Source organism: Corynebacterium sp. CCUG 61414, from assembly GCF_024453945.1.
Classification (GTDB): Bacteria; Actinomycetota; Actinomycetes; order Mycobacteriales; family Mycobacteriaceae; genus Corynebacterium; species Corynebacterium pseudogenitalium.
This window is the reverse complement of the sequence record NZ_JAGPYU010000016.1, coordinates 13,897-38,134: the sequence shown is the minus strand read 5'-3', so window position 1 is coordinate 38,134 and position 24,238 is coordinate 13,897. Positions and strand designations below refer to the sequence as shown.

Here is a 24,238-nt window from a genome sequence, read left to right as displayed (position 1 = left end):
GATGGGATTTGTCGCACACCCTCAGGGTCTAGGCAGACTTATCTTTCTTAATGGCCTTCGCCAGCAGCGTCCCTGCCACGGCCAACGCGGTCACGCCCGCGATGACGGACGCCCCGATACCGACCTCTTTCGCGTTCGGCATCTGGATCAGCGGCTCCGGGTTCTTGAACGTCTGCACGTCCCAGCCCTCCGCCTGCGCGTGCTTGCGCAGCGCCCGGTCCGGGTTGACGGCGACGGGGTTGCCCACCAGCTCCAGCATTGGGATGTCGGTGGCGGAGTCGGAGTAGGCGTAGCTTCGCTCCAGGTCGTAGCCGTGTTCGGCGACGAATTCGCGGATGGCTTCGGCTTTAGCGTCGCCTTTGAGGTAGCGGGTGATGCGGCCGGTGAGGGTGCCGTCGACAACCTCGACCTCGCTGGCGACAATCATGTCGATGCCCAGCTCCTTCGCAATCGGCGCCACCAGAATATTTGCCGACGCCGAAATAATAATGACGTCGTGGCCGAGCTCGCGGTGCGCCTCGATGAGTTCGCGGGCCTCCGAGTAGATCGCCGGGGTGATCACGTTGTGCATGGTCTCGGTGGTCACAGCGGTGACATCCTCGACGCTCCAGCCGGTGATCATGTTGGCCAGGTTGTCGCGGGTGGTGTCCATCTTTTCGCTGCTCTGCCCGATGAGCATGTAGGCGGCTTTGGTCAGGTAGAGGTCCAGCGCTTCCTGGCGCGTGATCATGCCGTTGTTCAGGAACTCTTTGCCGAAGGCGAACACGGACGACGTGGCGATGATCGTCTTATCCAGATCAAAAAACGCCGCTACCGGTGCCGAGTTCGAAGCCATGAGGCACATTCTAACGCCACATACACGAACGCGTTGGGCTGTGCAGAATGTTATCCACAAATCAGGGTCGAGCGTTCAGGGAACAGCGGAGTTATCCACAGGCGCGTTCCAAATCGTTGTAGGGCGGTTGTGGCGTGGGTGATGCTCGAAGCCATGAGCACGCACAACATCACCATCGCCGTCAACGACGCGGCACTGCACCCCGAGGCCATGCACCTCGCGGCGGCAACAGGTATGCCCGTCACCGACCTCAGTGGCACCGAGCCGGCGGAGGTCGCCCGCCGCTGTGAGCAGGCCTTCGCCATACTTATCGACGCCCACTTCGCCACCCACCTGCCACCCGCAGTGCTGCGCCGCCCGAATTGTTTCGAGCTCGGCCAGCAGCGTGGCGCCTACGACGTCCCGGACCAGTCCGGGCAGCTGCTGCGCGCGATTGGGGCGCTGCGGACACCGAAGGAACGCGGCAGGGTCATCGGCGTGGTGGGCGCGTCCGGCGGCGTGGGCGCCTCGACGTTTGCGGCGGCGTGCGCCAGGGCCGCGGCGCCCTCGACCCTGGTTGATGGGCACGCGCACTCCGGCGGGCTGGACTTGCTGCTCGGTATTGAGGAGGAGATCGGCGCGCGGTGGGGCGAGATCGCGATCGGGGAGGGCGCGGTCGCCCGCGAGGACGTGCGCCGCGCGCTGCCCGCCACCCCGGACGGCGTGGCGGTGATGACGTGTAGCAGGGAGGTCTCCGGCGCTGGTTTCGGGGCTGATGTGGGAGATCTTGAGGCGCTGGTGGAGGTGCTCGGCACCGGCGGGGTGACCGTGGTGGACGCCCCGTGCGCGCAGCTGCCCGCGCGCTGCGACGTAGTGGCGATCCTGGTCGCCCCGCAGGTCAGGGCGGTATCGGCGGCGGCGCAGCTGGTCGCCGAGTGCGAACGAGCAGGGCTGCGGCACGTGCTGGTGGTCAGGGACATCGGGTGGGCCGGCATCGGGGTGGACGAGATCGCCGCCATTGCGGGCTCGCGCGTGGTGGCCACCATCGGCCAGGTCCGCGGGCTGACGAAGCGCGTTGAGCAGCGTGGCCTACCGTCGCGCTTGCCTACTGGGCTTGCGAAGGCGGCGAAGGCTGTGCTCGAGGAGGTGGCCTCATGAGCTTCATCGACCGCGACTTGCTGCTACGCGTGCAGCGTCGCATGGCCGACGAGCCCGGGGAGATCGATGCCACCCGGCTTGCGGCGCTAATCCGCGAAGAGGCCGTCGTCATCAGTGACGTGGACGTGCTGGCCGCGATGCGCCAACTTCGCGACGACACCTCCGGCGCCGGGCCCCTGGAACCGCTGCTCGCCGGCGGGGAGGTGACCGACATCTGCGTCAACGCCCCCGACCGCGTGTTCGTGGACCGCGGGCACGGCCTCGAGCGCAGCGAGATCCGCTTCGACTCCGAGGAGTCCGTGCGCCGCCTGGCCACGCGCCTGGCGCTGCGCTGCGGGCGCCGCCTTGACGACGCCCAACCCTACTGCGACGGCCATTTCCGCAGGCCGGACGGCTCGATTATCCGCTTCCACGCGGTGCTGGCACCCACGGCCGTGGCAGGCACGTGCCTGTCGCTGCGCGTGCTGCGCACCACCACCGCCACCCTCGACGAGCTGGTGGCTAGCGGCACGATGGACGAGGAACGCGCCGAGATGCTGCGCGAAATCGTGCGGGCCCGGCGCGCCTTCGTCATCGTGGGCGGGACCGGGTCGGGCAAGACGACGTTGCTCTCCGCGATGCTCGCAGAGGTGGCGCCGCACGAGCGGATCCTGGCGATCGAGGACACCCTGGAGCTGACCCCGAACCACCCGCACGTGCTGAACCTGAATACGCGGGCGGTGAACACGGAGGGTGCCGGCCAGGTGACGATCGCGGACCTGGTGCGCCAGTCGTTGCGGATGCGCCCGGACCGGATCGTGGTGGGGGAGATCCGCGGGGCGGAGGTGACGGACCTCCTCGCGGCGCTGAACACCGGTCACGAGGGCGGCGCTGGCACCTTGCATGCCAACGCGATCGAGGAGGTCCCGGCCAGGTTTGAGGCGCTCGCTGCGCTCGGCGGGATGGGGCGCGACGCCCTGCACGCGCAGCTCGCGCCAGCCCTGGACACGGTGATTGTGATGCAGCGCCGCCCCGACGGCCGCCGCGTCCTGCACCAGATCGGCGTCTTGGAGGGCAACCCGGTGACCACGCGAGTGATTTGGCAGCGGCCATGACGTACCTGTTCGCATTCGCGGCCTGTGTGGCCTGGACGGGAGGGGTGCCCGCGCATCGGATTCGCCCGCGCGTGGTGTCGTGGGGGTGGGCGCCGCCGGTGACGCTCGCGGTGGCGCTGCTGGTCATCGTGACGGATCGCGCGGCGGTGGTCATCGCTGCGGCGCTCGTCGGGGCGACGGTGCTCTACGCCTACTCGCGGCGCCGCGCCGGGCAGGTGCTGGTGCGGCGCCAAGAGGCGGCCTCGCAGTTCTTGGGGCACATCAGCGCCAGCTTGCAGGCAGGTTCCTCGCTTCTCGACGCCACGCTGCGCGCCACCGACCAACTCCCCGACACCACCCCCACCGACCTGCGTGCTGACGCCTCCCTGTTCTGCCACGTGCTACGCACCGGCGACGCCGCGGGGCTTCGCACCCCGGAGCTGTCCCGGGTGGAGGCCCTGTGGCGGGTCGGGGTGCAACGCGGCGTGCCGATCGCCTCCTTGGTCACCGCCGCACGCGAGGAGATCGACGCTGCGCTGCGCCACCGCGCCACCACCGCTGCGGCGCTGGCTGGGCCGAAGACGAGCGCGGTGGTGCTCTCCCTGCTCCCGCTGGCCGGGATCGGGATGGGCGCCGCGATGGGGGCGCGCCCGCTGCACTTTTTGACCGGCACCAACTTGGGCGGGGTGCTGCTCATTGCCGGCACCGCGCTGGTGGGGGCCGGTTTCTGTACGTCACAACACATCATTGAAAGGGCAACCCAATGAGTACGTTTGTTACCGCTTTGTGCGTCGCTGGCGCGATGGCCGTCGCCGGGCACAGCCCGCGCGGCCGGGTGGGGCGCGACGTGACCCGTGCGCCGAAGACCCCGCGGGACGGGCCGTCGCCAAGCCCCGGCAGGAGCGCAACCGACATCCGGCTCTTCGCGGCGTGCTGCCGCGCAGGCCTGCCGGTTGCCGCTGCCGCGGGCGCAGTGGCCGACACCCACGGCGAGGACCCAAGCCCCTGGCACACCGTGGCGGCGCTCAGCGCGCTCGGGGCCGATCCGGCACGCGCCTGGGCGGAACTGCACACAGTGCCGGGCGGTGAGGAGCTCGCGCACCTGGTGGCCTTATCTAACGCCACGGGTGCAACCCTCGCCGCGGGTTGCGAGCGCATCGCGGTCAGCTTGACCGCAGACGCCGCCGACCACGCCACCGCCCGCGCCGAGCGCGCCGGGGTGCTCATCGCACTCCCGCTGACCGCCTTCTTCCTGCCGGCGTTCTTCGTCCTCGGCCTGGCGCCCGTGGTGGTCAGCCTCGGCCAAACCCTGTTTTAAAACACCAACAACTAATAAGGAGAATGAAATGTCTACCAACTTTATCCACGCTGCCGCTGCCCGCATTACCGCCCATATGCAGGCGAAACTATCCAACGACGACGGCTTGTCCACCATCGAATACGCCTTTGGTACGTTGGCGGCCGCCGCCCTTGCCGGGGTGCTCTACATGGTGGTCACCAGCAACGGCGTCTCCGACGCCATCGAAGGCGTGATCACCGACGCGCTGACCAATAAGCCGGGCTAGCCATGAACACCATCGAGGCAGCGCTCTCCCTGAGTGCCCTGGTGGTCGTTGCCGGTGCGATCGTCGCGGCGCTGGCCACGATGGGCGCCTACATCTCGGCGGTCGACATCGCCGGGGCCGCAGCCCGCGCGCACGCCATCGGCCTGGACTACGACCCGCCCGCCGGGCGCGTCACCACCCAGGAACGCGGCGGCATGGTCACCGTGACTGCCCGCGTGCGCGGCATGGAGGCCACCGCCGTCTTCCCAACCGAGTTCGGGGGCTAGCCATGCTTGGTCAACTCCGAAACGACGAGGGCTCCGCATCTGTCACCACTGCCGGCATCATCGCCGCGGTGACCGCGCTGGCGATTGCGGTTGCGGCGGTGGTCTCCGGAGTGGCGAACACCCATCGGGCGCGCGTCGCTGCCGACCTCGCAGCCGTCGCCGCGGCCACCGCCCTCTACCAAGGTGTCGACGCCTGCTCCGCCGCCAACGACACCGCCCAAGCCAACGGTGGAAGCGTCGACACGTGCGAAGTCGACGAGTCGGACGTGCAGGTCAGCGTGCGCGTCGGCCGGGCCGTGCAGGCGGCGCGCGCCGGGCCGGTCTAGCGTTGCGAGTGCCGTCTCGTCGTGAGCATCTCAGTGCGTGTGTGGTCTGTGCGCCAGTTAGACGGACGCGAGTTTTTGATTGACTAGTGCGTTGAGAGAAATTCCCTCTGTTTTAGCGGCGATAACCAACCGCCGATGCAGCGACGGAGACGTGCGCACATTGAACTTCCCCGAATAGTTACGACTGCCCAATGGCACGGGAACCGCCTCGCCGGAGGCCTCCATGTCTTCGACAACCTCAGTCACAAGATCAATCAAACCGCGCTCGGCCTGGTGCCGATCTGCATCCAGCCAAGACAATGAGGGGAACTCAGCCACGGTCGCCACGTACTCCTGATCTTCTTCCGACCAGGAGACTTGATAGGTGTACTTATTGATGTCCATGCTGGCTACTCCGATTCACTCTTCTGCGTGCCTAGTTTCTCAATTGCTTCGAGAACCTGGTTCACTTGATATGGCTTGGCCTTGCCCTTCGCATTTTGAATATTGACACGAGGGTCACCCGGCCACGGGGTCTTGTAGGTTTGATCATCGATTATTTTATGAGGAAAAGCATATATCGGCGCGGGTAAGAAGCCCTTGAACTTATTTAGGTTTTGGTTCGCAATATTTGTCCCAGACGGCGCGATCCACAATTCTTCATTATTCCCGACATTCCTTGATGGACACGTACCCTTCCCGTTCGTCCCCGGGAAGGCATAGTGGCTGCTTTCCGAAATTCTCTCTTCGCTCATTGATGGAAAAACAAATTGCGAAAACCGGGGAATGATCTGCGTCGATGGGAATGAATCTCTCAAGGCGTACGTGATATCCCAGCCCGCGTCATACCATTGAAATCTATCGAATTGGTCTTTCCAGCGCGGGCGCTGATGAAAGCTATCGGGTTTCTCGAGAAAATTATCCTGAAATTCCCTCGTCCACTCAAGGATTTCGTTTCCTAAAGCTGGCTTAATCCCTATCTCCTCAGGAAGATAGAACCCTAGGTTTTTAGGCTCAGAGATTACTAGTTCTTTAGACGGCCATAAAGAGCTTGGATGGCTATACTCTGGACGAAGCAGAATTTTTCGAGAGGACATAAACTACAGTATCCCAGCTTTACCGCCAGAGAAGCGGAAGATCTGTGATACACCCTGCTCAATCTGGTCAGGCGCCGTTCTAACCAGTGAGCAGCACTCCAAGCGCCGCGAGCGCCGCCAGGACGCACGGCACAACCTCCGCCTTGCCGATGTCCTTGGCAGTCCACCGCTTTCCGCGACGCGCGCTCAGTGGGAAGTACACCGCGCGGGCCAGTGCCAACACCAGTACCGCGACCATCCACCAACCGAACCCAACAAGGAGGGCATATACGACCATCACCACGATTGCCACCACGTGGTAGCCGATACTGAACGCCAACATGGCGCTGCTGCCGCGGTCACGCACCATCGTCTTGACCAGCGGGACTGTCCCGGTGAAGTAGAGCGCCAAAAATGTTGTTGCCGCCATCGCCGGGCTGGACCAGCCAGTCGGTAACCCGGCTAGGTGCGCGATTACCGCGACCAGTAGTGCGGAGGCGACCGTCGTCGCCGCGCCACTGGCCAGCGAGCGCGGCCTGCGTTGCAGCGTTTCCCACACCGCGATCCAGACCAGCGGCGCGTAACGCCACGCCCACTCGAGCACCGACGGATCCTGCACGACCACGATCGTCACCGCGACCAGGGAGATCGCTCCGTAGGTGAGTACTGGCGGCATGTACTGGCGGCGACGCTCCACGGTGCGCGCCCGCGCTGCCTGTCCAAATGCGAAGAACGCGCAATATCCAATTAACCACGCAATCAACAACCACACGATCGCGGCCGGGAAGCGCTCTGCACCGAACGCGACGCCGAGGGTCCCCACAATGGCGGGGGTGAGCGCCATCGCCCACGCGCCGTGCTGGTTCGGGATCCACATGCGGAGTGTGCGTTTATCCATGCTCAGCAGTGTATCAATCAAAAAGACTACGATTAAGCTGAAAAATCAATAACCCCGGCGATTTACTCCTACTTTCGTAGTGCAGGGATCGTTCCGGGGCTTTCGAGGTAAAGGATAGCATTTCCGTTCGCTAGGGGCTGTGATGGGATTTGGTGCGTGCTGCAACAAGGTGTGCACCAAAATCCCGCTTTTCGGGATGGCGCCGTGGCGTTTCCCCAGGTCGCGACCCCTGCGCAAAGGGATTTGGTGTCACCCCAGCAGAACCGAGTGACAAAGGACGCAACCCACTTTTTGCGACCTGGGCTTTTGCCGGATTCGGCCGACCGGATTGCGTCCTTTGTCACTCGCTCCCCGATCTATGCACCAAATTCCCGGTTTTCCGCGTCCACGGACGACACCTTACTCAGGAGCGCCAACACCTTCAGCGCTGCCTGCTTGTCCAGTGGCTGGTTCCCGTTGCCGCACTTTGGCGACTGGATACAGGACGGGCAGCCGTGCTCGCACGGGCAGGACTCCACCGCGCCGTAGGTGGCGGTGATCCACGTGTGGAAGCGGGCGAAGCCTTCGTCGCTCATGCCGGCGCCGCCGGGGTGGCCGTCGTATACGAATACTGTGGGCAGCAGTGTGTCTTGGTGGAGGGCCGTCGATACGCCGCCGATGTCCCAGCGGTCGCACGTCGCGATGAGGGGCAGCAGCCCGATTGCTGCGTGCTCCGCCGCGTGTAGCGCGCCGGGCACTTCGCCCGCGCTGATGCCCAGGGAGTCCAGGACCAGCGGGTCGATCGTGTATGCGACCGCGCGGGTTTCCAGGTGTTGCGCGGGCAGGTCCAGTGGGATGTGTTCGCTGACCGAGCCGTCCGCCAGGCGGACAACGTAGCCGGTGACGCGGTCGGTGACCTCGACGTCCACGCTGGCCACCCACACGCCCTTCGCAAGCTGGCGGGTCTCGTGGGCCTCGCCCAGGATGCGGATGTCCGTCGTGGAGCGGGCGCGGGTGGTGTAGTCGGGTTGCGCGGGCTCCACGAGCGCAACGTAGTCGTCTAGGTTGAGTTCCTGCACCACGAAGTGCTCGCCCTGGTGTACGTACACGGCGCCTTCGTGGACCTGGGTGAGTGCGCGGGCGGCATCGACGGTGCCCAGCAGGCGGCCGTCGCTGACGTCGACGATCATCACCTCGGCACCTGCGCCGCCGCGGATAGAGACGGTCACATCGGCGTCGGGCGCCGGGAACCAGCCGCGGGGACGCTTGCGCAGCAGGCCCTCCTCGCACATCTGCTCCACCACGTCGTGGGCGCCGAAATCGTCGACGTCCTTCGAGGTCAGCGGGCGCTCAAGTGCTGCGTGGTAGAGGTGGCCGCGCAGGATATACGGGTTCGACGGGTTGAACACGCTGCGCTCCACCGGGCGTCCCAGCAGCGCCTCGGGGTGGTGCACCAGGAAGGCATCCATCGGCTCGTCGCGGGCAACCAGCACCACCAGCGATCCCTGCCCGCGGCGCCCCGCCCGGCCCGCCTGCTGCCGAAACGACGCCACCGTCCCCGGGTAGCCCGCCATCACCACGGCGTCGAGCCCGCCGACGTCGATACCTAGCTCGAGCGCGTTCGTCGTGGCCATGCCCAGGATCTCGCCCTCGTCCAGGGCGCGCTCCAGCGCGCGACGGTCTTCCGCCAGGTAGCCCGCCCGATACGCCGCGATCCGCCGCGCGAAATCCGGCCGCCCCGCAGCACTCAAGTCCTCCTGCGCGCGCATCGCCACAATCTCCGCCGCCGGCCGCGAGCGTACAAACGTCAAGGTCCGCGCCCCCTCACGCACCAACCACCCCATTATCGACGCCGCCTCCGTCGTCGCTGCGTACCTCACCGGGGCACCGTGCTCACCCTCCGCGCCCTCGATGAAACCCGGCTCCCACAACACCACGGTGCGCTCACCTGTCGGCGCCGTATCCACATCCACCTCCCGCACCGGCCTGCCGCACAGTAGCTCGGCGTGCTCCGCCGGGGCCGCCGACGTCGCCGACGCAAACACCAACGTCGGCTCCGAACCGTACGCGCGGGCGAGGCGAAGCAGGCGTCGAAAAACGAGGGACACATTGGCGCCGAACACCCCTCGATAGGTGTGCGACTCATCCACCACGATGAAGCGCAGGTGGCGCAACAGGCGCGCCCACCGCTCGTGCGAACCAAGGATGCTCGCGTGCAACATGTCCGGATTCGTGAACACAAACCGCGACTGATCCCGAATCGCGCGCCGCGCATCAACCGGCGTATCCCCGTCATACGGCGCCGGCGTAATCCCAGGCAGATCCTTCGTCAAGGCAAGTGTCGCCTGCAACTGATCTGACCCCAGCGCCTTCGTCGGCGTGATATACAGCGCGCACGCCCGCTCGTCCGCCGCCAGCGCAGACAGCACCGGCAGCTGATACCCCAACGACTTACCTGACGACGTCCCCGTCGCCACCACAACGTCCTCACCCCGCCAGGCCGCCTCGGCGCACTGCTGCTGATGGCGAAACAGCCGCTGCACACCGCGCTCCTCCAGCGCGTGACGCAGCGCCGGATGCACCCACTCGGGCCACTCGCCGTACTCCGCCGGGTGCGCCGGAATCTCCTCCACGTGCGTGATCGTGGAGTGGGGGAACTGCTTGCGAAGCCCGCGAACGAGCTCGCCCCCAAAAGAACAAAAATCCTGCTTCATGACACAGCAAAGTATGCCAGTTTGTGGCACACTGGTTGGCAGTAACAAATTTTGTGCGCGCCTTCAACGGTGCTCGCGAGGGATTGTTTACGCGGGCGCCAGGACATCAGCCCTGGTGGACGGCTTCATTTATCCATCTTTTGAAAGGGAACACACCAATGGCTACAGGCATCGTGAAGTGGTTTAACGCAGAAAAGGGCTTCGGCTTCATCGCTCCCGACGACGGCTCCGCCGACGTCTTCGTCCACTACTCCGAGATCCAGGGCAGTGGCTTCCGCACCCTCGAGGAGAACCAGAAGGTCGAGTTCGAAATCGGCGAGGGCGCCAAGGGCCCACAGGCCCAGCAGGTCACCGCTCTCTAATCTATATAGGTGCACACCCCGGCTCCGGCCGGGGTTTTTGCTTTTGAGTTCCATTCACGTGCCAGTGCCAATAGACGCAATTCCTTCCGGGGGGTTCGAGAAAAGCCCAGGTCGTGAAAAGTGGGGTGCGTCCTTTGGCACTCGGCCCATGATGCACCCCAGAATTCGGCGTTATACTTGCGCGCATGAAACTTAGCGCACGTAATCAGCTCAAGGGAACCATCACCGCTATCGAAGAGGGCGCAGTCAACGCGATTGTGCACATCGAGGTTGCAGGCGGTTTGACCATTACTTCCGATATCACCAAGGCGTCTGTTGAAAACCTTGGCCTCAAGGTAGGCCAGGAGGCATATGCCGTGATCAAGGCGTCCGATGTGATGGTAGGCGTCGAGTAGGACGGTTTACTGAGCAAGCAGCCTCGGCTTCGGCCGGGGTTTTTGCTTTTGAGTTCCATTCACGTGCCAGTGCCAATAGACACAATTCCTTCCGGGGGATTCGAGAAAAGCCCAGGTCGTGAAAAGTGGGGTGCGTCCTTTGGCACTGGCTCCTGTTTACTAGCACCAAATTCCCTCGCCGAAATTAGCCACCTGGGAAGCACGCGCCGCCAGCACAGCCAAGACCTACACGGCGGAGACGCCGCGCCGGACGTCGAAAAGTTCGAAGATGTAGGACTGGATGCGCTGCATGATCCAGCCGACGAGGGCGCCGAGGGCGATGCCGACGATCATGCCGAGGAGGGGGAAGTCGGAAAGGAGGGAGCCGCCGGCGTAGCCGAGGCCGACGGAGAGGCAGGCCCAGATGATGACGCCGATGGTGTCGTAGAGGAAGAAGGCGAACCAGTTGTAGCGCACGCTGCCCAGCACGATGGTGGCAACCCAGCGTGCCCAGGGTAGGAACCTGGCGACGAGGACGGTGATGCCGGCGCCGCGGTTCATGTTGCGGCGCACCCAGTCGATGGCTTGGCCGGCTTTGGAGTTGGGGTCGAGGCGGTCGACGACGTGGATGAGGCGTCCGCCGAGGAGGAAGCAGATGTTGTCACCGATGATGCCGCCGATGATGGCGGCGGCGATGATGCCCCACGCGTTGGGGACGCCTTGGGATGCGGAGAAGGCGCCGGAGAGGTTGAGGACGGTTTCGGAGGGGATGAGGGGGATGAGTGCGTCGCCGAGGATGAGGAGTATGACGAGTGGGTAGAAGAGGGGTGTGCCCATCAGGGTGTGGAGGAAGCCGATGAGGGAGTCGATCATCTGGGGTTTTACCTCCTTGGGTGCCCGATGGTGCTCATGGGGGTTCAGTGTAGTTGGTGGGGGTGAAAACGAGGAGTTGTAGGGTTGCTATTCATATTGTCTGATACAACTTATGTGAGTTAACGAACATAGTTCTTGAAGTGAGGTGTCACGAAGCGTGGCTGAAGACGGCAAGACCCTCGTCATCGTGGAGTCCGCGACGAAGGCGAAGAAGATCCAGAAGTATCTGGGGAGCGACTACATTGTGGAAGCTTCCGTGGGGCACATTCGTGATCTTCCGGGCCGCGCTGCTGACATCCCTGCGAAGTACAAGAAGGAACCGTGGGCGAAGTTGGGTGTGAATCCGGAGTCTGGGTTTGCACCTATATATGTTGTCAGTCCTGACAAGAAGAAGAAGGTCGCTGACCTGAAGGCGAAGTTGAAGCAGGCGGACAGGCTGCTGCTGGCGACAGACCCGGACCGTGAGGGTGAGGCGATCGCGTGGCACTTGCTGGAGACGTTGAAGCCGAAGGTGCCGGTGGAGCGCATGGTGTTCAACGAGATTACGGAGTCGGCGATTCGGGAGGCTGCGGAGAATACCCGCGAGCTGGATATGGATCTTGTCGACGCCCAGGAGACCCGTCGCATTCTGGACCGGTTGTATGGCTACGAGGTTTCTCCGGTGTTGTGGAAGAAGGTCATGCCGAGGCTGTCGGCGGGTCGTGTGCAGTCGGTGGCGACGCGTGTGATTGTGGAGCGTGAGCGCGAGCGCATGGCGTTTATCCCGGCGGAGTATTGGGATGTGACTGCGACGTACGGTGGGGGTACGGCGTTTGATGCGAAGCTTGTTGCGATTAATGGTTCGCGGATTGCGCAGGGCAAGGACTTTGATGATCGCGGTCGGCTGAAGGGGTCGGCTGAGGGGGTTGTGGTCGTCGATAAGCAGGTGGCGGAGGAGCTTGCTGGGGCGCTGAAGGGCACCTCGATGACGGTGAGCAGCGTGGAGGAAAAGCCGTACAGCCGCAAGCCGTACGCACCCTTTATGACGTCCACCCTGCAGCAGGAGGCCGGGCGGAAGTTGCGGTTTACGTCGGCGCGAACGATGCGTATTGCGCAGCGCCTGTACGAGAACGGCCACATTACCTATATGCGTACGGATTCGACGTCGCTGTCGCAGCAGGGCCTGTCGGCGGCGCGGGCTGCCGCGACGGAGCTCTACGGTGCGGAGTACGTGGCGGACAAGCCGCGTATCTACGACCGGAAGGTGAAGAACTCGCAGGAGGCGCACGAGGCGATCCGCCCTGCTGGTGAGCGTTTTCCTACGCCGGGGCAGTTGTCGAAGGTGCTTGATGCGGAGGAGTTCAAGCTTTACGAGCTGATTTGGCAGCGCACGGTGGCGTCCCAGATGGAGAACGCCCGCGGGAACTCCACGAAGGTGACCGTTGCGGGCGACTTCGATACCGAGTTCGCTGCGACCGGCCGCACGATCACGTTCCCGGGTTGGCTGCGCGCCTACTCGGATACGCGTGATAGTGAGACGCACTTGCCGCAGCTCACCGCGGGCGACGAGCTGCCCACCACCGCGATTTCGGCGGATGGACACTCCACGAACCCGCCGGCGCGCTACACGGAGGCGAGCCTGGTGAAGAAGATGGAGGACCTTGGGATTGGGCGTCCGTCGACGTATGCGTCGATTATTAAGACGATCCAGGACCGCGGCTACGTGTTCTCCCGCGGCAACGCGCTGGTGCCTAGCTGGGTGGCGTTTTCCGTGGTGGGGCTGTTGGAGAATAACTTCGACGCCCTGGTGGACTACGACTTCACGTCCTCGATGGAGGACGAGCTCGATGAGATCGCGCACGGCAACGAGGACCGCACCCGCTGGCTGACTAGCTTCTACTTCGGCGACGCCGACGCCAGCGACAACACCGCCGAGGCGATTGCGCGCCGCGGTGGCCTCAAGCACATCATCGAGGACAACCTCGAGCGTATCGACGCCCGCCAGGTCAACTCCCTGAAACTCTTCGACGACGCGGAGGGCCGCGCCGTCAACGTGCGCGTGGGCCGCTACGGGCCGTACATGGAACGCCAGGTGGGTGTCACCGCCGAGGGCGAGCCGGAGTACCAGCGCGCCAACATCCCGGAGGCGACCACGCCTGATGAAGTCACCCTGGAGCTGGCGGAGAAACTGTTCGCTACCCCGCAGTCCGGCCGTGAGCTGGGCGTGAACCCGGCCAACGGGCGCACGGTGGTGGCCAAGGAGGGCCGCTTCGGCCCCTACGTCACCGAGAAACTCGGCGACGACGAGCTGGAGAAGGCGCAAGCCCACGCCGAGGAAGTCATCGCCGAGGAGCGCGCCGCCGAGGACAAGCAGCGCGCCGAAGAGGGCAAGCGGAAGAAGAACTGGGACACCAAGACTGCCGCGAAGCAAAAAGAAAAGCGCATGACCGAACTTGTCGACGAGCAGCTCAAGCCCGCGACGGCGTCCCTGTTCCAGTCGATGGACCCGGCCTCTGTCACGCTTGAGCAGGCGCTGCAGCTGCTGAGCCTGCCGCGCGAGGTGGGCGTCGACGATGGGGAAGTGATCACCGCACAGAACGGCCGTTACGGCCCGTACCTGAAGAAGGGCTCCGACTCGCGCTCCCTGGCCAGCGAGGAGCAGATCTTCAGCATCACGCTGGAGGAGGCACGCCGTATCTACGCGGAGCCGAAGCGCCGCGGACGCGGGGCAGCGAAGGCGCCGCTGAAGCTGCTCGGGGACAACGACGTCTCCGGCAAGCCGATGTCCATTAAGGACGGCCGCTTCGGACCGTACGTCACCGACGGCACCACCAACGCGTCCCTCCAGCGTGGCGATACCCCGGAGACCATGACGGACGAGCGCGCAAACGAGCTGCTGTCTGCGCGCCGGGCCCGCGAGGCGGAGAACCCGAAGCCAGCCAAGAAGGCCGCGCGTAAGGCCACGCGGAAGAAGGCGACGAAGAAGACGACGCGCAAGAAGGCGACGAAGAAGGCCACCAAGAGCTAGTAGCGGCTAGTAGCGGTCCGCCAGGGTGGAACGCACCGGGCGGGCCAGCTGTGTCATGCGGTTGCGCCCGCGCAGCTCCACGGACTTCATCAGCGTCCAGCGCTGCTGCTCGACCTCGTTGGCGGCGCGCAGTGTTGCGGCGTTGGTGAGCACGCAGCCCGGGGTGTCCTTGGCCAGCTCGGTGAGGCGGGCGGCGGCGTTGACGGCGTCGCCGATCACAGTGTATTCGAAGCGGTCAGAGCCGCCGATGTGGCCGGCGACCACGTGCCCGGAGGCCACCCCGATGCCTGCCTGCAGTTCCAGGCCCGCCAGCTCGCGGCGGAGTTCGCGGGCGGCCTGGAGAGCGTGGGAGGCGGCGTCGTGGATGGAGACGGGCGCGCCGAACACGGCCAGGGCGGCGTCGCCCTGGAACTTGTTGATCACGCCCTTATTGCGGTGCACCACCTCAACGACGATCTCGAAGAAGTTGTTCAGCGCGGCCACGACCTGCTCCGGGGTGTGGTTGACGGCGAAGGTGGTGGAGCCGATCACGTCGATGAATACGACGGCCACTCGGCGGTCCTCCCCGCCGAGCTCCGGCTTCTCCTCGAGCGCCTTCTGGGCGACCTCGGTGCCGACGTAGCGGCCGAAGATGTCTCGGACGCGCTGGCGCTCGTTGAGGCCGCGCATCATCTCGTTGAACCCGGCTTGTAGTACGCCGATTTCGGAGCCGTCGTAAATGTCGACCTGGGTGTTACGCTCCCCGCGGCGCACCTTATTGATGGCTTCCTGCAGCTCCTTGATGGGGTCCACCACGCTCATGATGGCGAACGCAGTGCCGATGAAGCCGGTGGCCAGTGCGGTGAGCGTCAGCGCGAGCACGGCAGGCATGAGCTCGCCGGGGCGGTTGTAGAAGAAGCCGTGGCGCTGCGCGAAGAACAGGGCGAGCACTCCGAACATTGGCACGGCGGAGGTGGTGAACCACGTCAGGTATAGGCGGTGCTTGATCGGCGGCTCCAGGGTGGAGTCCTCGAAGCGCCGCGCGAGTGCCGACGCCGCCACCGGCCGCACCAGGCGCTCTGCCTGCAGATATGTCATCACGGCAGTGACGAAGCACGCCAGCGACGTAGACCCTAAGGTCACGATTGCCAGCTGGTGGTCGATGCGCCAGGCGGCCACAGTGATGATCATGATGCCGATGGCCCACACCCCGACCACGATCACGGTCTGCAGCACCGGGATGCGCATGACCAGGTTGCGCACCATGTTTGGGTCGTGGTCATCGGGACTGAGCTGCCACTCCAGCACCGGCCGGAACAGGAAGAAGGTGACCACGATGCCCACGAAGATGGCAAAGCAGAAGTAGGCCGCGCCGAGGAAGCCGAGGCTTTCGTCGTGAATGTTGAGTTGCTGCACCTCCCGCATGGGGATGAGGAAGCGCACGAACAGCATGATCAGCACGGCGCCGAGCACGTTGGTTCCGAGCACAGTTGCGGCGTAGAGGGGCCACGAGGTGCCCCACAGCCATTTGAAACTGCGCCAGAATCGTTCCATGCTGTAACACTTTAGCGGGTTTTCGCCCTGCTGTACGCTTGGGGCTTGTGCCTACCGTGAGTCAATTACTTGCCGACGCCCCCTCCGTCCAGCAGGTCATCATGAACGCTGCCGCGGCCGCCCGGGGGATCGGCGATGCCCGCGCGATGACGCACTCCTGGCTGTTCACGGGGCCTCCCGGTTCGGGGCGTTCCAACGCGGCGCTCGCGTTCGCGGCTGCGCTGGTGTGCACGGACCCTGACGAGATCGGCTGCGGGCGCTGCAAAGGCTGCCGCGACGCGCTGTCCTCCCAGCACACCGACGTCATGCACGTGGTGCCCAAGGAACTCACGATTAAGGTGAAGGAGACCCGCGAGTACATCGCGCAGGCCGCCCGCATGCCGACGGTCGCCCCCTGGCGCGTCCTCATCATCGAGAACGCCGACCGCCTCGGCCAGGACGCCTCCGACGCGCTGCTGAAAACGGTGGAGGAGCCCCCAGCCCACACCGTGATTATCCTGTGCGCGCCGTCGACGGACCCGGAGGACTTCTCCCAGACGCTGCGCTCCCGCTGCCGGCACCTCTATATCCCCGCGCCCTCCGAGGACGAGGTGGTGCGCATCCTCATGCAGGAGGAAGGCGCCACGGAGTCTGACGCCCGCCTCGCCGCCGCCACCACCCTGCGACACGTGGGCCGGGCGCGACGAATGGTCAACGACAAGTCCGTGCAGATCCGCCGCGCCCAGGCGATCAACCTTGCCGAGCTGGTCTTCCACGGCGCCCAGGCCTTTCAGGCCGTGGCCTCCCTGGTAAAGGCCACGGAGAAAACTGCCGTCGAGGACTACGCCGAGGAGGACGCCGAGGAGCGCGCCAAACTCGAGCAGGCCCTCGGTGTCGGCGCGAAGGGCAGGGGAGCGGCGAAGGCGCTGCGCGGGGCGTCCGCCTCCGTCAAAGCGCTCGAGGCGAGCCAGAAAGCGCGCGGCACCCGCCGCAAGCGCGATGTCTTCGACCTCATCCTCGTGGACCTCGCCGGCATCTACCGTGATGCCCTCGCCGTCCAATCCGACGCTAAGGTCTCGCTGACCCACCCCGATTTCCAGCCACTCGCCGCCGAACTCGCCGAGAAGGTCCGCCCCGAAGGACTCGTGGCGTGCCTCGACGCCATCGCCCAGTGCCGACTGCGCCTCCAACAGCAAGTGAGCCCCGTCGTGGCGTTCAACGGGATGCTCGGCCACATCCGCCTCGCCTGCGAAGCCCGCTGACCTGGTAGTTTCGTGGATTCTTGGCGGTGCTGTAATATTGTGCAGCGTTGCCACCTTAGCTCAGTCGGCAGAGCGTCTCACTCGTAATGAGAAGGTCGCGAGTTCGATTCTCGCAGGTGGCTCAGGGAAAACCCCAGCTAGAACACGGTTTTAGCTGGGGTTTTGTTATGCGCGGGTGTCAAAGCCCATCGTCTCCCGTACCAGCGCGTTCGTTGGAATTATTTCAGATGACCACTTCGACGACTTGGTACAACGTTACGAGAAAGCGCAGAAAGCCTGGGCCGGGACCAAAATAGTTCGCGGAACCGGGAACCTTTTGCAGTCGAACCGGTCAGCGACAGCGTGCCCTGCTACGAAACCTTAGCGTGACTTATATTCATAGGTATAGGGCACATTTAGCGTGCTTTCTGGTGTGTGGTAGGTCTCGCCCATGTATCGCCGCCCTCTTTGCTCACTCCCTGTTTCCACCACTGCAGATGCCAGTCTGGCGAGAAAAACAAACGCACCCCCGCCCGTACGGAAAATGCGAATACGCGGGGTGTTTTTCTGGTTTCATGGACGTTCGCGGTGGGGGTGCTGTGAATTCTATATCGACATCCGTTATACCTATTCACTAGAATAGATAGCTATCTACTGCTGGAAATACCATGTCAGTGGCACTTTTACACCAGATTCAGGAAGCTGGTTGTTTTTATCAGTTTCTTCTGAAGCAATTATGAGGAGTAAATTAATGGCCGAATCATCTCGGCGTTTACGTAAGTCAACGTCTACTGGCATCGCGGCGACATCCGCGATCGCGCTCGCACTCGGAGGCTTGAGCGTCGTCGCCCCTGGCCCGCTGGCGCCGCACGCTGTGGCCGCCACCATGTCCGGCGGTATCCGCGAGAAGTCCGGCGCGGTGGAGAAGGACGCCCAGAAGGCCTCCGACCTGCCGGCCGGCTCGTGTGTTATCGAAAGTGTCGAGCCGGATGGCAGTCAGGCTGGTTTCAGCTGGAACACCCTGGAACCAAGCGGGAGCAGCCCCTCGAAAACCCGGTGGGGCTTGAGTGTCTCCTTCGATAACTCGAAGGACCGCACGTTCGCTGATTGGAGCTTTACCAATTCAGGGCTGTTGGGGGCAGTTCTCGATACTGGACAGGTTCCCTCTATGGGAGCCGGTCAGACCTTTCTTGGTAACAATGTCACTGACAAGGCTGACGAAAACCTCGCTATTACCGCTTCTAGGCAACAACGAAACCTGAACCTCACTGCGAAATTGACCGACGCGAAAGTCAAGCAGTTCGCTGAGGCCACTGCCGCGAACCCGGTACGTTATGCGTGGCAGAGTAACTACACGAAGGACAATCCTAATGGCCCCAAGGCCACCCAGGGTTCAAGTGCAACTTTCACGGCTGTCGTAAACCCCTGGCCGAGCGAGAACATCGAATGTAACCCGATCACGGTGTCGTGGGAGGATTTCGGACAGCACGTCATCGTCCCTGGTGATGAAACCAAGGTCGGTAAGATTAACATTCCGGATGTGGCCAACGGTGGCACGGATGACTCCATGGGCCGCATGGTCGTGGAGGCCTACGACGGCAACGGCAAGTTCATCGGCACCACGGACCCAGCGTCGTCCGGTGGTAAGCAGCTCCTGCGTATCGACGAAGCGACCGGAGAGATCTACTTCACCTGGCCTGAGTACCGTGGAACCGACCTGGCAACTGACAAGAACGTGAATTTCTCCGTTCTGGCAAAGCCGCGTAGCGTGGACCAGCTCCAGGCCGCTGGTGAGAACAACAATGAGTTTGGCACCACTCAAGTCTTCGACAGCTCCAATTCGCTGACCCGTTACAACAAGGCGAACGTCATCGACTCCAAGGCCTTCTCCTTGGATGACACGGAGTACCACTCTCCGAAGTACGACAAAACGGATGCTTCGATCATCTCCGGCGTTGATAGCGCGACCGGTCCGCTGGCTACCGAGCCGCAGAAGGTCACCTTCACCCAGACCCCTGACCTGATTAAGGACCTGGCGAAGAAGAAGGGTGAAAAGGGGTACGAGGCCAAGGTCGAGCTTGACGAGAAGTACATTTTCGACGGCTGGACCGTCGAGATGGACGACGACTACAACGTCACCGTCACCGCTCCGGAGAACCCGAAGCCGGGTAGCTTGCGCAGCCAAAAATCACTGTCGAGTACTCGAACGGCTCCACAGACGTACTCCAACTCATGGTGGTCGTTGACCCGAACAACACCCAGGTCACCGACCTGGTACGCCCAGGCCTGACCAAGGGCAAAATCGGTGAGGATCTTACCGCTCAGGTGGGCACCAAGTCCATCATGAAGGGCCACAAGCCAGTCCACCCGGCCAAGTTTGAGATCGACCAATCCACTGTTCCTGAGGGCTGGACTGTTACCGTCGATGAGACAGGCAAGGTCACCGCAAAGGCGGATGACTCTGTTGCACCGGGGACCGTCATCACCCCGAAGGTCAAAGCGACCTACCCAGACCAGACCACGGATGAGATCGAGACTCAGTTCCAGGCGATCGTGGACATCAAGATCCCGACCTACGACACGGTGACAGGTCAGCCAAATGCGAGCGTCAGCCTTACTCCTGAGATCCCAGAGCGCGGCCTGAGCGGTAACACGAACGACGAGGCCCCGACGCGCTACACCTTCGAGGACGGCACCAACCAGACCACCCTGACCAGCAAGGATGGCAAGACCTGGACCGTCTACGTTGACGAGAAGACTGGCGAGATCACGACCACGATTCCGAAGGGTGCGCAGGAAGGCGACATCCTGAACGTTCCGGTTAAGGCTCATTACAGCGATGAAGGCAAGCAGAAACCGCAGACGGTTGTCGGCACTGTCGTCGTCATCAAGGGAGACCTTGAGGCGAACTACAACGTTCAGGTCACTGCTCCGGGCCAGGAAGTGAAGCACCAGGTTGCGGACACGCCGGACGGCTCCACATTCTCCTTCGGAACCAAGAATGGTAAGCCGGTCCTGACCCAGGAAGTCAATGGCTGGAAGTACACCATTAACCCGACGACCGGTGAAGTTTCCTCCACCCCGCCGGCGGATGCCAAGCCAGGTGACAAGAACACCGTCACGGTGACGGTAAATGCCCCAGGTGGTTTGACCACCCAGACCCCGGTAACCACCGTCGTGAAGCTGACCAACAGCTGGGAGTCTGAGCCGGTTGTTCCGTCGCAGACGGTCTACCCGGGTGGTACGGCTACCTCGCCGATTGGCGTCGAGAAGCCTGCAGACGTCAATCTTGCTGCGGACAAGCCATTCACCATCAACCCGGCAGGCAAGGGCCTTGAAGCCACCGGTGAGAACAACGAGTTCGGTAACCCGACGTACAAGGTGAAGACGGCAAACGGCGACTGGATCGTCGGCCTGGATGACAAGGGCAACGTCGTCTCCACAGCTCCGGAGACCGCGAAGCCGGGTGACAAGATCGATGTTCCGATCATCGTGACCTACGAGGACGGCTCGAAGGACAACACCACTGCGACGGTCAACGTCATCGACGTTCCGAAGCGCGAGGTTCCGTTCAAGGTCGAGTACAAGTACGACGACTCCATCCGTGCCGGCACCTACAAGGTTGAGACCACGGGTGAGCCGGGCAAGGAAAAGATGACCAAGGACGGCGAATGGGAACGCACCCAAGAGCCGAAGAACGAGGTCGTCGTCATCGGCACGAAGCCTGCAGAGAGCTCCAAGGACGTCAAGTGGACGTTCCCGATTCCGTACCCGACCGAGGTTCGCGAGAACCCGGCTCTCAAGCCTGGCGAGATGAAGACCGTCCAGGAAGGTGAGAACGGCGAGAAGACTTACACCGCTAAGTTCACCTCCAAGGGCTCTGAGGCTCAGGTTGCTGAGGAAGAGACCACCAAGGAACCGGTCACTCGCATCATCGAGGTCGGCCCGGGCATCCCTGATCAGGAACTGACGAGCAAGAAGACCCAAGAGGTCCCGTTCGAGATCGAGTACGTCTACGACGACACCCTCGAGTCCGGCAAGCAAGTTGTCGACGAAGAGGGCGTCCCGGGTGAGCAGACGATTACCTCCACCCAGAAGATCAAGGACGGCAAGCCGGACGGCGAGCCGAGCATCAACATCGAGCAGACCAAGGCCCCGAAGAAGGCCAAGATCCGCATCGGCACCAAGACCACTGGTGAGAACACCGAGACTTACAAGGCTGAGGCGCCGTACAAGGTCGTCGTCAAGTACGACCCGAACATGCCTGCCGGTGAGTCCAAGGTGACCACCAAGGGTGAGCCGGGCGAGAAGACGGTGACGATCAAGCGTGACATCACCAACTCCAAGCCGGGCGAACCGCAGATCACCGAGGAGATCACCAAGAAGCCTGTTGACGAGGTCATCACCGTTGGCACCAAGCCGTCCGAGACCTCCGAAAAGGTCACCTGGACTGCTCAGGTTCCGTTCGACGTTGAGACCCGTCCGAACCCGGAGTTGAAGCCGGGTGAGATCAAGGTCGTCCAGAAGGGCGCGCCAGGCGAAAAGACCTACACCGCTGACTTCTCTGCCAAGGGTGAACAGGCAACTGTGACCCCTGAGGAGAAGCAGACCAAGGATCCGGTTAGCCAGATCATCGAGTACGGTCCTGCGGCCGAGGACACCTCTGTGGTGACCAAGACCGAGAAACCGGTTCCGTTCGAGACCGAGATTGTCTTCGACAACACCCTTAAGGAGGGTGAGCAGGTCGTCGATGAGCAGGGCGAACTGGGCACCGAGGTGGTTACCTCGACTCAGAAGATCAAGGACGGTAAGCCGGACGGCGAGCCGACCGTGACCACTGAGCAGACCAAGGCGCCGAAGAACGCCAAGATCCGCGTTGGCACTAAGACCACCGGTTCTACTACCGAGACCGTGGAGTCTCCAGTTCCATTCGGTGTGAAGATCGAGTTCGATCCGAACCTGCCTGCTGGCACCTCTGAGACGGTCACTGAAGGTAAGCCGGGTAAGAAGAAGGTGACGATCGAACGCGACATCACCAACTCCAAGCCAGGTGACCCGAAGGTTTCCGAGGAGATCACCGAAAAGCCGGTTGACCAGGTGATCAAGGTCGGCACCAAGCCAGCCGAAGCGCCTGAGGTCACCAAGAAGGTCACCTGGAAGGCGCCGCTTCCGTTCGACGTTGAGACCCGTCCGAACTTGGCGCTGAAGCCGGGCGAGATCAAGGTCGTCCAGAAGGGCAAGCCGGGTGAGACAACCTACACGGCTGACTTCACCGCAAAGGGCGACCAGGCTTCCGTGAAGCCTGAAGAGAAGCAGACCAAGGATCCGGTCAAGGAGATCATCGAGTACGGTCCGGGTCTCAAGGACGGAGATCTGATCAACCGGGTGAAGAAGCCGGTTCCGTTCGAGACCGAGGTCATCCTCGACGACACCCTTGAGTACGGCACGCAAAAGGTTGACCAGCAGGGCGAGCTTGGTGAAGATGTTGAGACCTCCACCCAGAAGATCGTCGATGGTAAGCCTTCCGGGGATCCAAAGGTCACCACTGAGCGCACCAAGGAGCCGGTCAAGCAGATCATCCGCGTTGGTACGAAGAAGACGCCGACTGATCCGGAACCGTCGATTGAAGCAAAGGAAGTCAAGCTTCCGTTCACCACGAAGATCATCTACGACGAGACGCTTGAACCAGGCGAGGAAGTCGAGGATCAGAAGGGTGAAGACGGCAAGGTTGAGGTGACCGTCGAAAAGGGTCAGCCTTCCGTGAAGACGACCAAGGAGCCGGTCCAGCGCATCGTCCGTGTTGGCACCAAGCCGCCGGCTGGTCAGGAGTGGAAGGAGCGGATCCCGTTCGAGGTGAAGGTCAAGTTCGACCCGACCATTGAGGCCGGAAAGCACAAGGTTGAGCAGGAAGGCAAGCCTGGCCTGGTTCACCACAAGTCTGACGGCACCGAAGAAACGCTCGTAGAGAAGCAAGATCACGTCATCCTCATCGGCACCAAGAAGCCGGCCGACCCGACTGACCCGGAGAACCCGGATCAGCCTGAGCAGCCGACGCCTGGTGGCGAGCTGGACATCAAGGTCCGCTACACCACCCGGATTGTCTACGACCCGAGCCTGAAGCCAGGCGAGGAAGTCGAAGACGTTGCGGGTAAGGACGGCCGCTACACCATCAAGGTTGTCGACGGCAGCCCCGTCGCCGAGATGGTGGAGAAGCCAGTTGAGCGCGTTGTTCGCGTTGGCACCAAGCCACCGGCGGGCACCAGCTGGACTGAGGAGGTCGCCTACGACTACGAGGTCGTTGAGGACCCGAACCTCGAATCGGGCAAGCACGAGGTTGTGCAGCCGGGTAAGCCTGGTCAGCGCATCCATAAGGAAGACGGCAGTGTCGTCGAGGTTGCTCCGCAGAAGCTGATCATCAAGGTCGGCACGAAGAAGAACCCGACTGACCCGAGCGAGCCTTCGAATCCGAACGAGCCTTCGACTCCTGCAGAGCCAGGCGCCAACGCCTCGTCCGAGAAGGCGAAGCGCTGCGCTGCGAACGCGTTCGCGGTCAACAGTCCGCTGCTGTGGCTGCTGCCAATCGGTCTGCTTGCTGGTATCGGCTACGGCGTGAACGAAGCGTTCGGCCCGCAGCTGCAGCAGGCTGGTGCTGAGCTGAACGCCCGCTTCCAGGAGTCCATGCCAAAGCATGACTGGGGCCACGGTCAGCAGGGTCGTCGCCACGAAGACCCGGAGTGGGTCCGTGAGTTGCGTGCGAAGGCAGACGCCGTGAACCGTCAGTTCGCTGGCTACGGCGAGCAGCTGCGCCCGCTGGGTATCGCGCTTGGCGCGATTGCCGCGGTCAGCATGCTGGGTGTTCTGATCGCCCAGGCCTGTGAGGAGGACGGCTTCAATAACGGCCTGACCATCCTCGGCTCGTCGAAGGGCGACACGCCTGCCGACAACGCCAAGCCTGGTTCTTCTGAGCAGAAGTAAACCGCGCAGAGCCGAATGAAAGGCGCCACCCACACCGGGTGGCGCC

General features: G+C 63.2%; 20 protein-coding genes and 1 tRNA gene. 14 read left to right on the top strand and 7 right to left on the bottom strand.

Translation table 11 applies throughout. From position 1 onward, the window contains the following. Nucleotides 1-28 precede the first annotated feature (28 nt). Nucleotides 29-835, bottom strand: a complete 807-nt coding sequence (locus KBX14_RS09805; protein ID WP_070477314.1) for an HAD family phosphatase — start codon at nucleotides 833-835, stop codon at nucleotides 29-31. A 153-nt stretch (nucleotides 836-988) separates the two neighbouring features. On the opposite strand from KBX14_RS09805, the gene KBX14_RS09800 reads away from it, so the two are divergent. The 7 genes from KBX14_RS09800 to KBX14_RS09770 all read left to right on the top strand — a co-directional run bounded on the left by KBX14_RS09800 (nucleotide 989) and on the right by KBX14_RS09770 (nucleotide 5,202). Beyond that, complete coding sequence (locus tag KBX14_RS09800; RefSeq protein ID WP_256000682.1) at nucleotides 989-1,972, top strand: hypothetical protein; 984 nt, start codon at nucleotides 989-991, stop codon at nucleotides 1,970-1,972. Further along, the gene (locus tag KBX14_RS09795) at nucleotides 1,969-3,066 is read left to right on the top strand and encodes a TadA family conjugal transfer-associated ATPase (RefSeq protein ID WP_256000683.1); all 1,098 of its coding nucleotides are present in this window, start codon (nucleotides 1,969-1,971) and stop codon (nucleotides 3,064-3,066) included. The genes KBX14_RS09800 and KBX14_RS09795 overlap by 4 nt, the downstream gene beginning before the upstream one ends. Then, nucleotides 3,063-3,812 carry a type II secretion system F family protein gene (locus KBX14_RS09790; protein ID WP_256008213.1) on the top strand — a complete coding sequence of 250 codons (750 nt, stop codon included), beginning with the start codon at nucleotides 3,063-3,065 and terminating at the stop codon, nucleotides 3,810-3,812. The genes KBX14_RS09795 and KBX14_RS09790 overlap by 4 nt, the downstream gene beginning before the upstream one ends. Beyond that, nucleotides 3,809-4,363: a type II secretion system F family protein gene (locus KBX14_RS09785; RefSeq protein WP_071569544.1), complete on the top strand. Its 555-nt coding sequence runs from the start codon at nucleotides 3,809-3,811 to the stop codon at nucleotides 4,361-4,363. Before KBX14_RS09790 ends, KBX14_RS09785 begins: the two co-directional genes overlap by 4 nt. Nucleotides 4,364-4,439: 76 nt before the next feature. Next, the gene (locus KBX14_RS09780; RefSeq protein WP_083290824.1) at nucleotides 4,440-4,610 is read left to right on the top strand and encodes a DUF4244 domain-containing protein; all 171 of its coding nucleotides are present in this window, start codon (nucleotides 4,440-4,442) and stop codon (nucleotides 4,608-4,610) included. A gap of 2 nt (nucleotides 4,611-4,612) precedes the next feature. Beyond that, complete coding sequence (locus KBX14_RS09775; RefSeq protein WP_070975122.1) at nucleotides 4,613-4,876, top strand: hypothetical protein; 264 nt, start codon at nucleotides 4,613-4,615, stop codon at nucleotides 4,874-4,876. A 2-nt stretch (nucleotides 4,877-4,878) separates the two neighbouring features. Continuing rightward, complete coding sequence (locus tag KBX14_RS09770) at nucleotides 4,879-5,202, top strand: Rv3654c family TadE-like protein (RefSeq protein WP_256042442.1); 324 nt, start codon at nucleotides 4,879-4,881, stop codon at nucleotides 5,200-5,202. 57 nt (nucleotides 5,203-5,259) lie between these two features. On the opposite strand, the gene KBX14_RS09765 is transcribed toward KBX14_RS09770, so the two are convergent. The 4 genes from KBX14_RS09765 to KBX14_RS09750 all read right to left on the bottom strand — a co-directional run bounded on the left by KBX14_RS09765 (nucleotide 5,260) and on the right by KBX14_RS09750 (nucleotide 9,848). Beyond that, the gene (locus KBX14_RS09765) at nucleotides 5,260-5,586 is read right to left on the bottom strand and encodes a type II toxin-antitoxin system HicB family antitoxin (protein ID WP_070975172.1); all 327 of its coding nucleotides are present in this window, start codon (nucleotides 5,584-5,586) and stop codon (nucleotides 5,260-5,262) included. Nucleotides 5,587-5,591: 5 nt separating this feature from the next. Continuing rightward, on the bottom strand, nucleotides 5,592-6,278 hold the full coding sequence (locus tag KBX14_RS11340; protein ID WP_370687096.1) for a hypothetical protein: 687 nt from the start codon (nucleotides 6,276-6,278) through the stop codon (nucleotides 5,592-5,594). 79 nt (nucleotides 6,279-6,357) lie between these two features. Continuing rightward, on the bottom strand, nucleotides 6,358-7,155 hold the full coding sequence (locus tag KBX14_RS09755) for a YwiC-like family protein (protein ID WP_070975173.1): 798 nt from the start codon (nucleotides 7,153-7,155) through the stop codon (nucleotides 6,358-6,360). A gap of 356 nt (nucleotides 7,156-7,511) precedes the next feature. Further along, nucleotides 7,512-9,848, bottom strand: coding sequence for a DEAD/DEAH box helicase (locus KBX14_RS09750; RefSeq protein WP_256042441.1), 2,337 nt, complete (start codon nucleotides 9,846-9,848; stop codon nucleotides 7,512-7,514). 158 nt (nucleotides 9,849-10,006) lie between these two features. Here KBX14_RS09750 and KBX14_RS09745 point away from each other — a divergent pair, with 158 nt between their 5' ends. Both KBX14_RS09745 and KBX14_RS09740 read left to right on the top strand, forming a co-directional pair. Next, the gene (locus tag KBX14_RS09745; protein ID WP_070363240.1) at nucleotides 10,007-10,210 is read left to right on the top strand and encodes a cold-shock protein; all 204 of its coding nucleotides are present in this window, start codon (nucleotides 10,007-10,009) and stop codon (nucleotides 10,208-10,210) included. Between the two features lie 185 nt (nucleotides 10,211-10,395). Further along, nucleotides 10,396-10,605 carry a molybdopterin-binding protein gene (locus KBX14_RS09740; RefSeq protein WP_256042440.1) on the top strand — a complete coding sequence of 70 codons (210 nt, stop codon included), beginning with the start codon at nucleotides 10,396-10,398 and terminating at the stop codon, nucleotides 10,603-10,605. A 225-nt stretch (nucleotides 10,606-10,830) separates the two neighbouring features. Here the strand turns inward: KBX14_RS09740 and KBX14_RS09735 are convergent, their stop codons facing one another. Then, entirely contained in the window at nucleotides 10,831-11,457 is a 627-nt protein-coding gene (locus tag KBX14_RS09735) for a DedA family protein (RefSeq protein WP_070477320.1), read from the bottom strand. Nucleotides 11,458-11,614: 157 nt separating this feature from the next. Between KBX14_RS09735 and topA the strand changes: the two genes are divergently transcribed. Beyond that, nucleotides 11,615-14,464, top strand: a complete 2,850-nt coding sequence (gene topA, locus KBX14_RS09730) for a type I DNA topoisomerase (RefSeq protein WP_256042439.1) — start codon at nucleotides 11,615-11,617, stop codon at nucleotides 14,462-14,464. 6 nt (nucleotides 14,465-14,470) lie between these two features. Here the strand turns inward: topA and KBX14_RS09725 are convergent, their stop codons facing one another. After that, nucleotides 14,471-15,997, bottom strand: a complete 1,527-nt coding sequence (locus KBX14_RS09725) for an adenylate/guanylate cyclase domain-containing protein (RefSeq protein ID WP_070975175.1) — start codon at nucleotides 15,995-15,997, stop codon at nucleotides 14,471-14,473. Nucleotides 15,998-16,044: 47 nt separating this feature from the next. Here KBX14_RS09725 and KBX14_RS09720 point away from each other — a divergent pair, with 47 nt between their 5' ends. The 4 genes from KBX14_RS09720 (at nucleotide 16,045) to KBX14_RS09705 (ending at nucleotide 24,192) form a co-directional block, all read left to right on the top strand. Continuing rightward, nucleotides 16,045-17,238, top strand: a complete 1,194-nt coding sequence (locus KBX14_RS09720; RefSeq protein ID WP_255365833.1) for a DNA polymerase III subunit delta' — start codon at nucleotides 16,045-16,047, stop codon at nucleotides 17,236-17,238. Between the two features lie 49 nt (nucleotides 17,239-17,287). Further along, nucleotides 17,288-17,360, top strand: a tRNA-Thr gene (locus tag KBX14_RS09715). A gap of 608 nt (nucleotides 17,361-17,968) precedes the next feature. Next, nucleotides 17,969-19,507, top strand: coding sequence for an adhesin domain containing protein (locus tag KBX14_RS09710; protein WP_256042438.1), 1,539 nt, complete (start codon nucleotides 17,969-17,971; stop codon nucleotides 19,505-19,507). Beyond that, a complete protein-coding gene (locus tag KBX14_RS09705) occupies nucleotides 19,450-24,192 on the top strand; it encodes a G5 domain-containing protein (RefSeq protein WP_256042437.1) in 4,743 nt (1,580 codons plus the stop codon). Before KBX14_RS09710 ends, KBX14_RS09705 begins: the two co-directional genes overlap by 58 nt. Nucleotides 24,193-24,238 lie beyond the last annotated feature (46 nt).

Excerpts from the sequence above, each read along its gene's own strand:
- KBX14_RS09705 (WP_256042437.1), top strand. The coding sequence starts at position 19,450 with ATGGTGGTCGTTGACCCGAACAACACCCAGGTCACCGACCTGGTACGC.
- KBX14_RS09800 (WP_256000682.1), top strand. The coding sequence starts at position 989 with ATGAGCACGCACAACATCACCATCGCCGTCAACGACGCGGCACTGCAC.
- KBX14_RS09795 (WP_256000683.1), top strand. The coding sequence starts at position 1,969 with ATGAGCTTCATCGACCGCGACTTGCTGCTACGCGTGCAGCGTCGCATG.
- KBX14_RS09805 (WP_070477314.1), bottom strand. The coding sequence starts at position 835 with ATGGCTTCGAACTCGGCACCGGTAGCGGCGTTTTTTGATCTGGATAAG.
- KBX14_RS09750 (WP_256042441.1), bottom strand. The coding sequence starts at position 9,848 with ATGAAGCAGGATTTTTGTTCTTTTGGGGGCGAGCTCGTTCGCGGGCTT.
- KBX14_RS09755 (WP_070975173.1), bottom strand. The coding sequence starts at position 7,155 with ATGGATAAACGCACACTCCGCATGTGGATCCCGAACCAGCACGGCGCG.
- KBX14_RS09775 (WP_070975122.1), top strand. The coding sequence starts at position 4,613 with ATGAACACCATCGAGGCAGCGCTCTCCCTGAGTGCCCTGGTGGTCGTT.
- KBX14_RS09725 (WP_070975175.1), bottom strand. The coding sequence starts at position 15,997 with ATGGAACGATTCTGGCGCAGTTTCAAATGGCTGTGGGGCACCTCGTGG.
- KBX14_RS09765 (WP_070975172.1), bottom strand. The coding sequence starts at position 5,586 with ATGGACATCAATAAGTACACCTATCAAGTCTCCTGGTCGGAAGAAGAT.
- KBX14_RS09740 (WP_256042440.1), top strand. The coding sequence starts at position 10,396 with ATGAAACTTAGCGCACGTAATCAGCTCAAGGGAACCATCACCGCTATC.
- KBX14_RS11340 (WP_370687096.1), bottom strand. The coding sequence starts at position 6,278 with ATGTCCTCTCGAAAAATTCTGCTTCGTCCAGAGTATAGCCATCCAAGC.
- KBX14_RS09710 (WP_256042438.1), top strand. The coding sequence starts at position 17,969 with ATGGCCGAATCATCTCGGCGTTTACGTAAGTCAACGTCTACTGGCATC.
- KBX14_RS09770 (WP_256042442.1), top strand. The coding sequence starts at position 4,879 with ATGCTTGGTCAACTCCGAAACGACGAGGGCTCCGCATCTGTCACCACT.
- KBX14_RS09780 (WP_083290824.1), top strand. The coding sequence starts at position 4,440 with ATGCAGGCGAAACTATCCAACGACGACGGCTTGTCCACCATCGAATAC.
- KBX14_RS09735 (WP_070477320.1), bottom strand. The coding sequence starts at position 11,457 with ATGATCGACTCCCTCATCGGCTTCCTCCACACCCTGATGGGCACACCC.
- KBX14_RS09790 (WP_256008213.1), top strand. The coding sequence starts at position 3,063 with ATGACGTACCTGTTCGCATTCGCGGCCTGTGTGGCCTGGACGGGAGGG.
- KBX14_RS09785 (WP_071569544.1), top strand. The coding sequence starts at position 3,809 with ATGAGTACGTTTGTTACCGCTTTGTGCGTCGCTGGCGCGATGGCCGTC.
- KBX14_RS09745 (WP_070363240.1), top strand. The coding sequence starts at position 10,007 with ATGGCTACAGGCATCGTGAAGTGGTTTAACGCAGAAAAGGGCTTCGGC.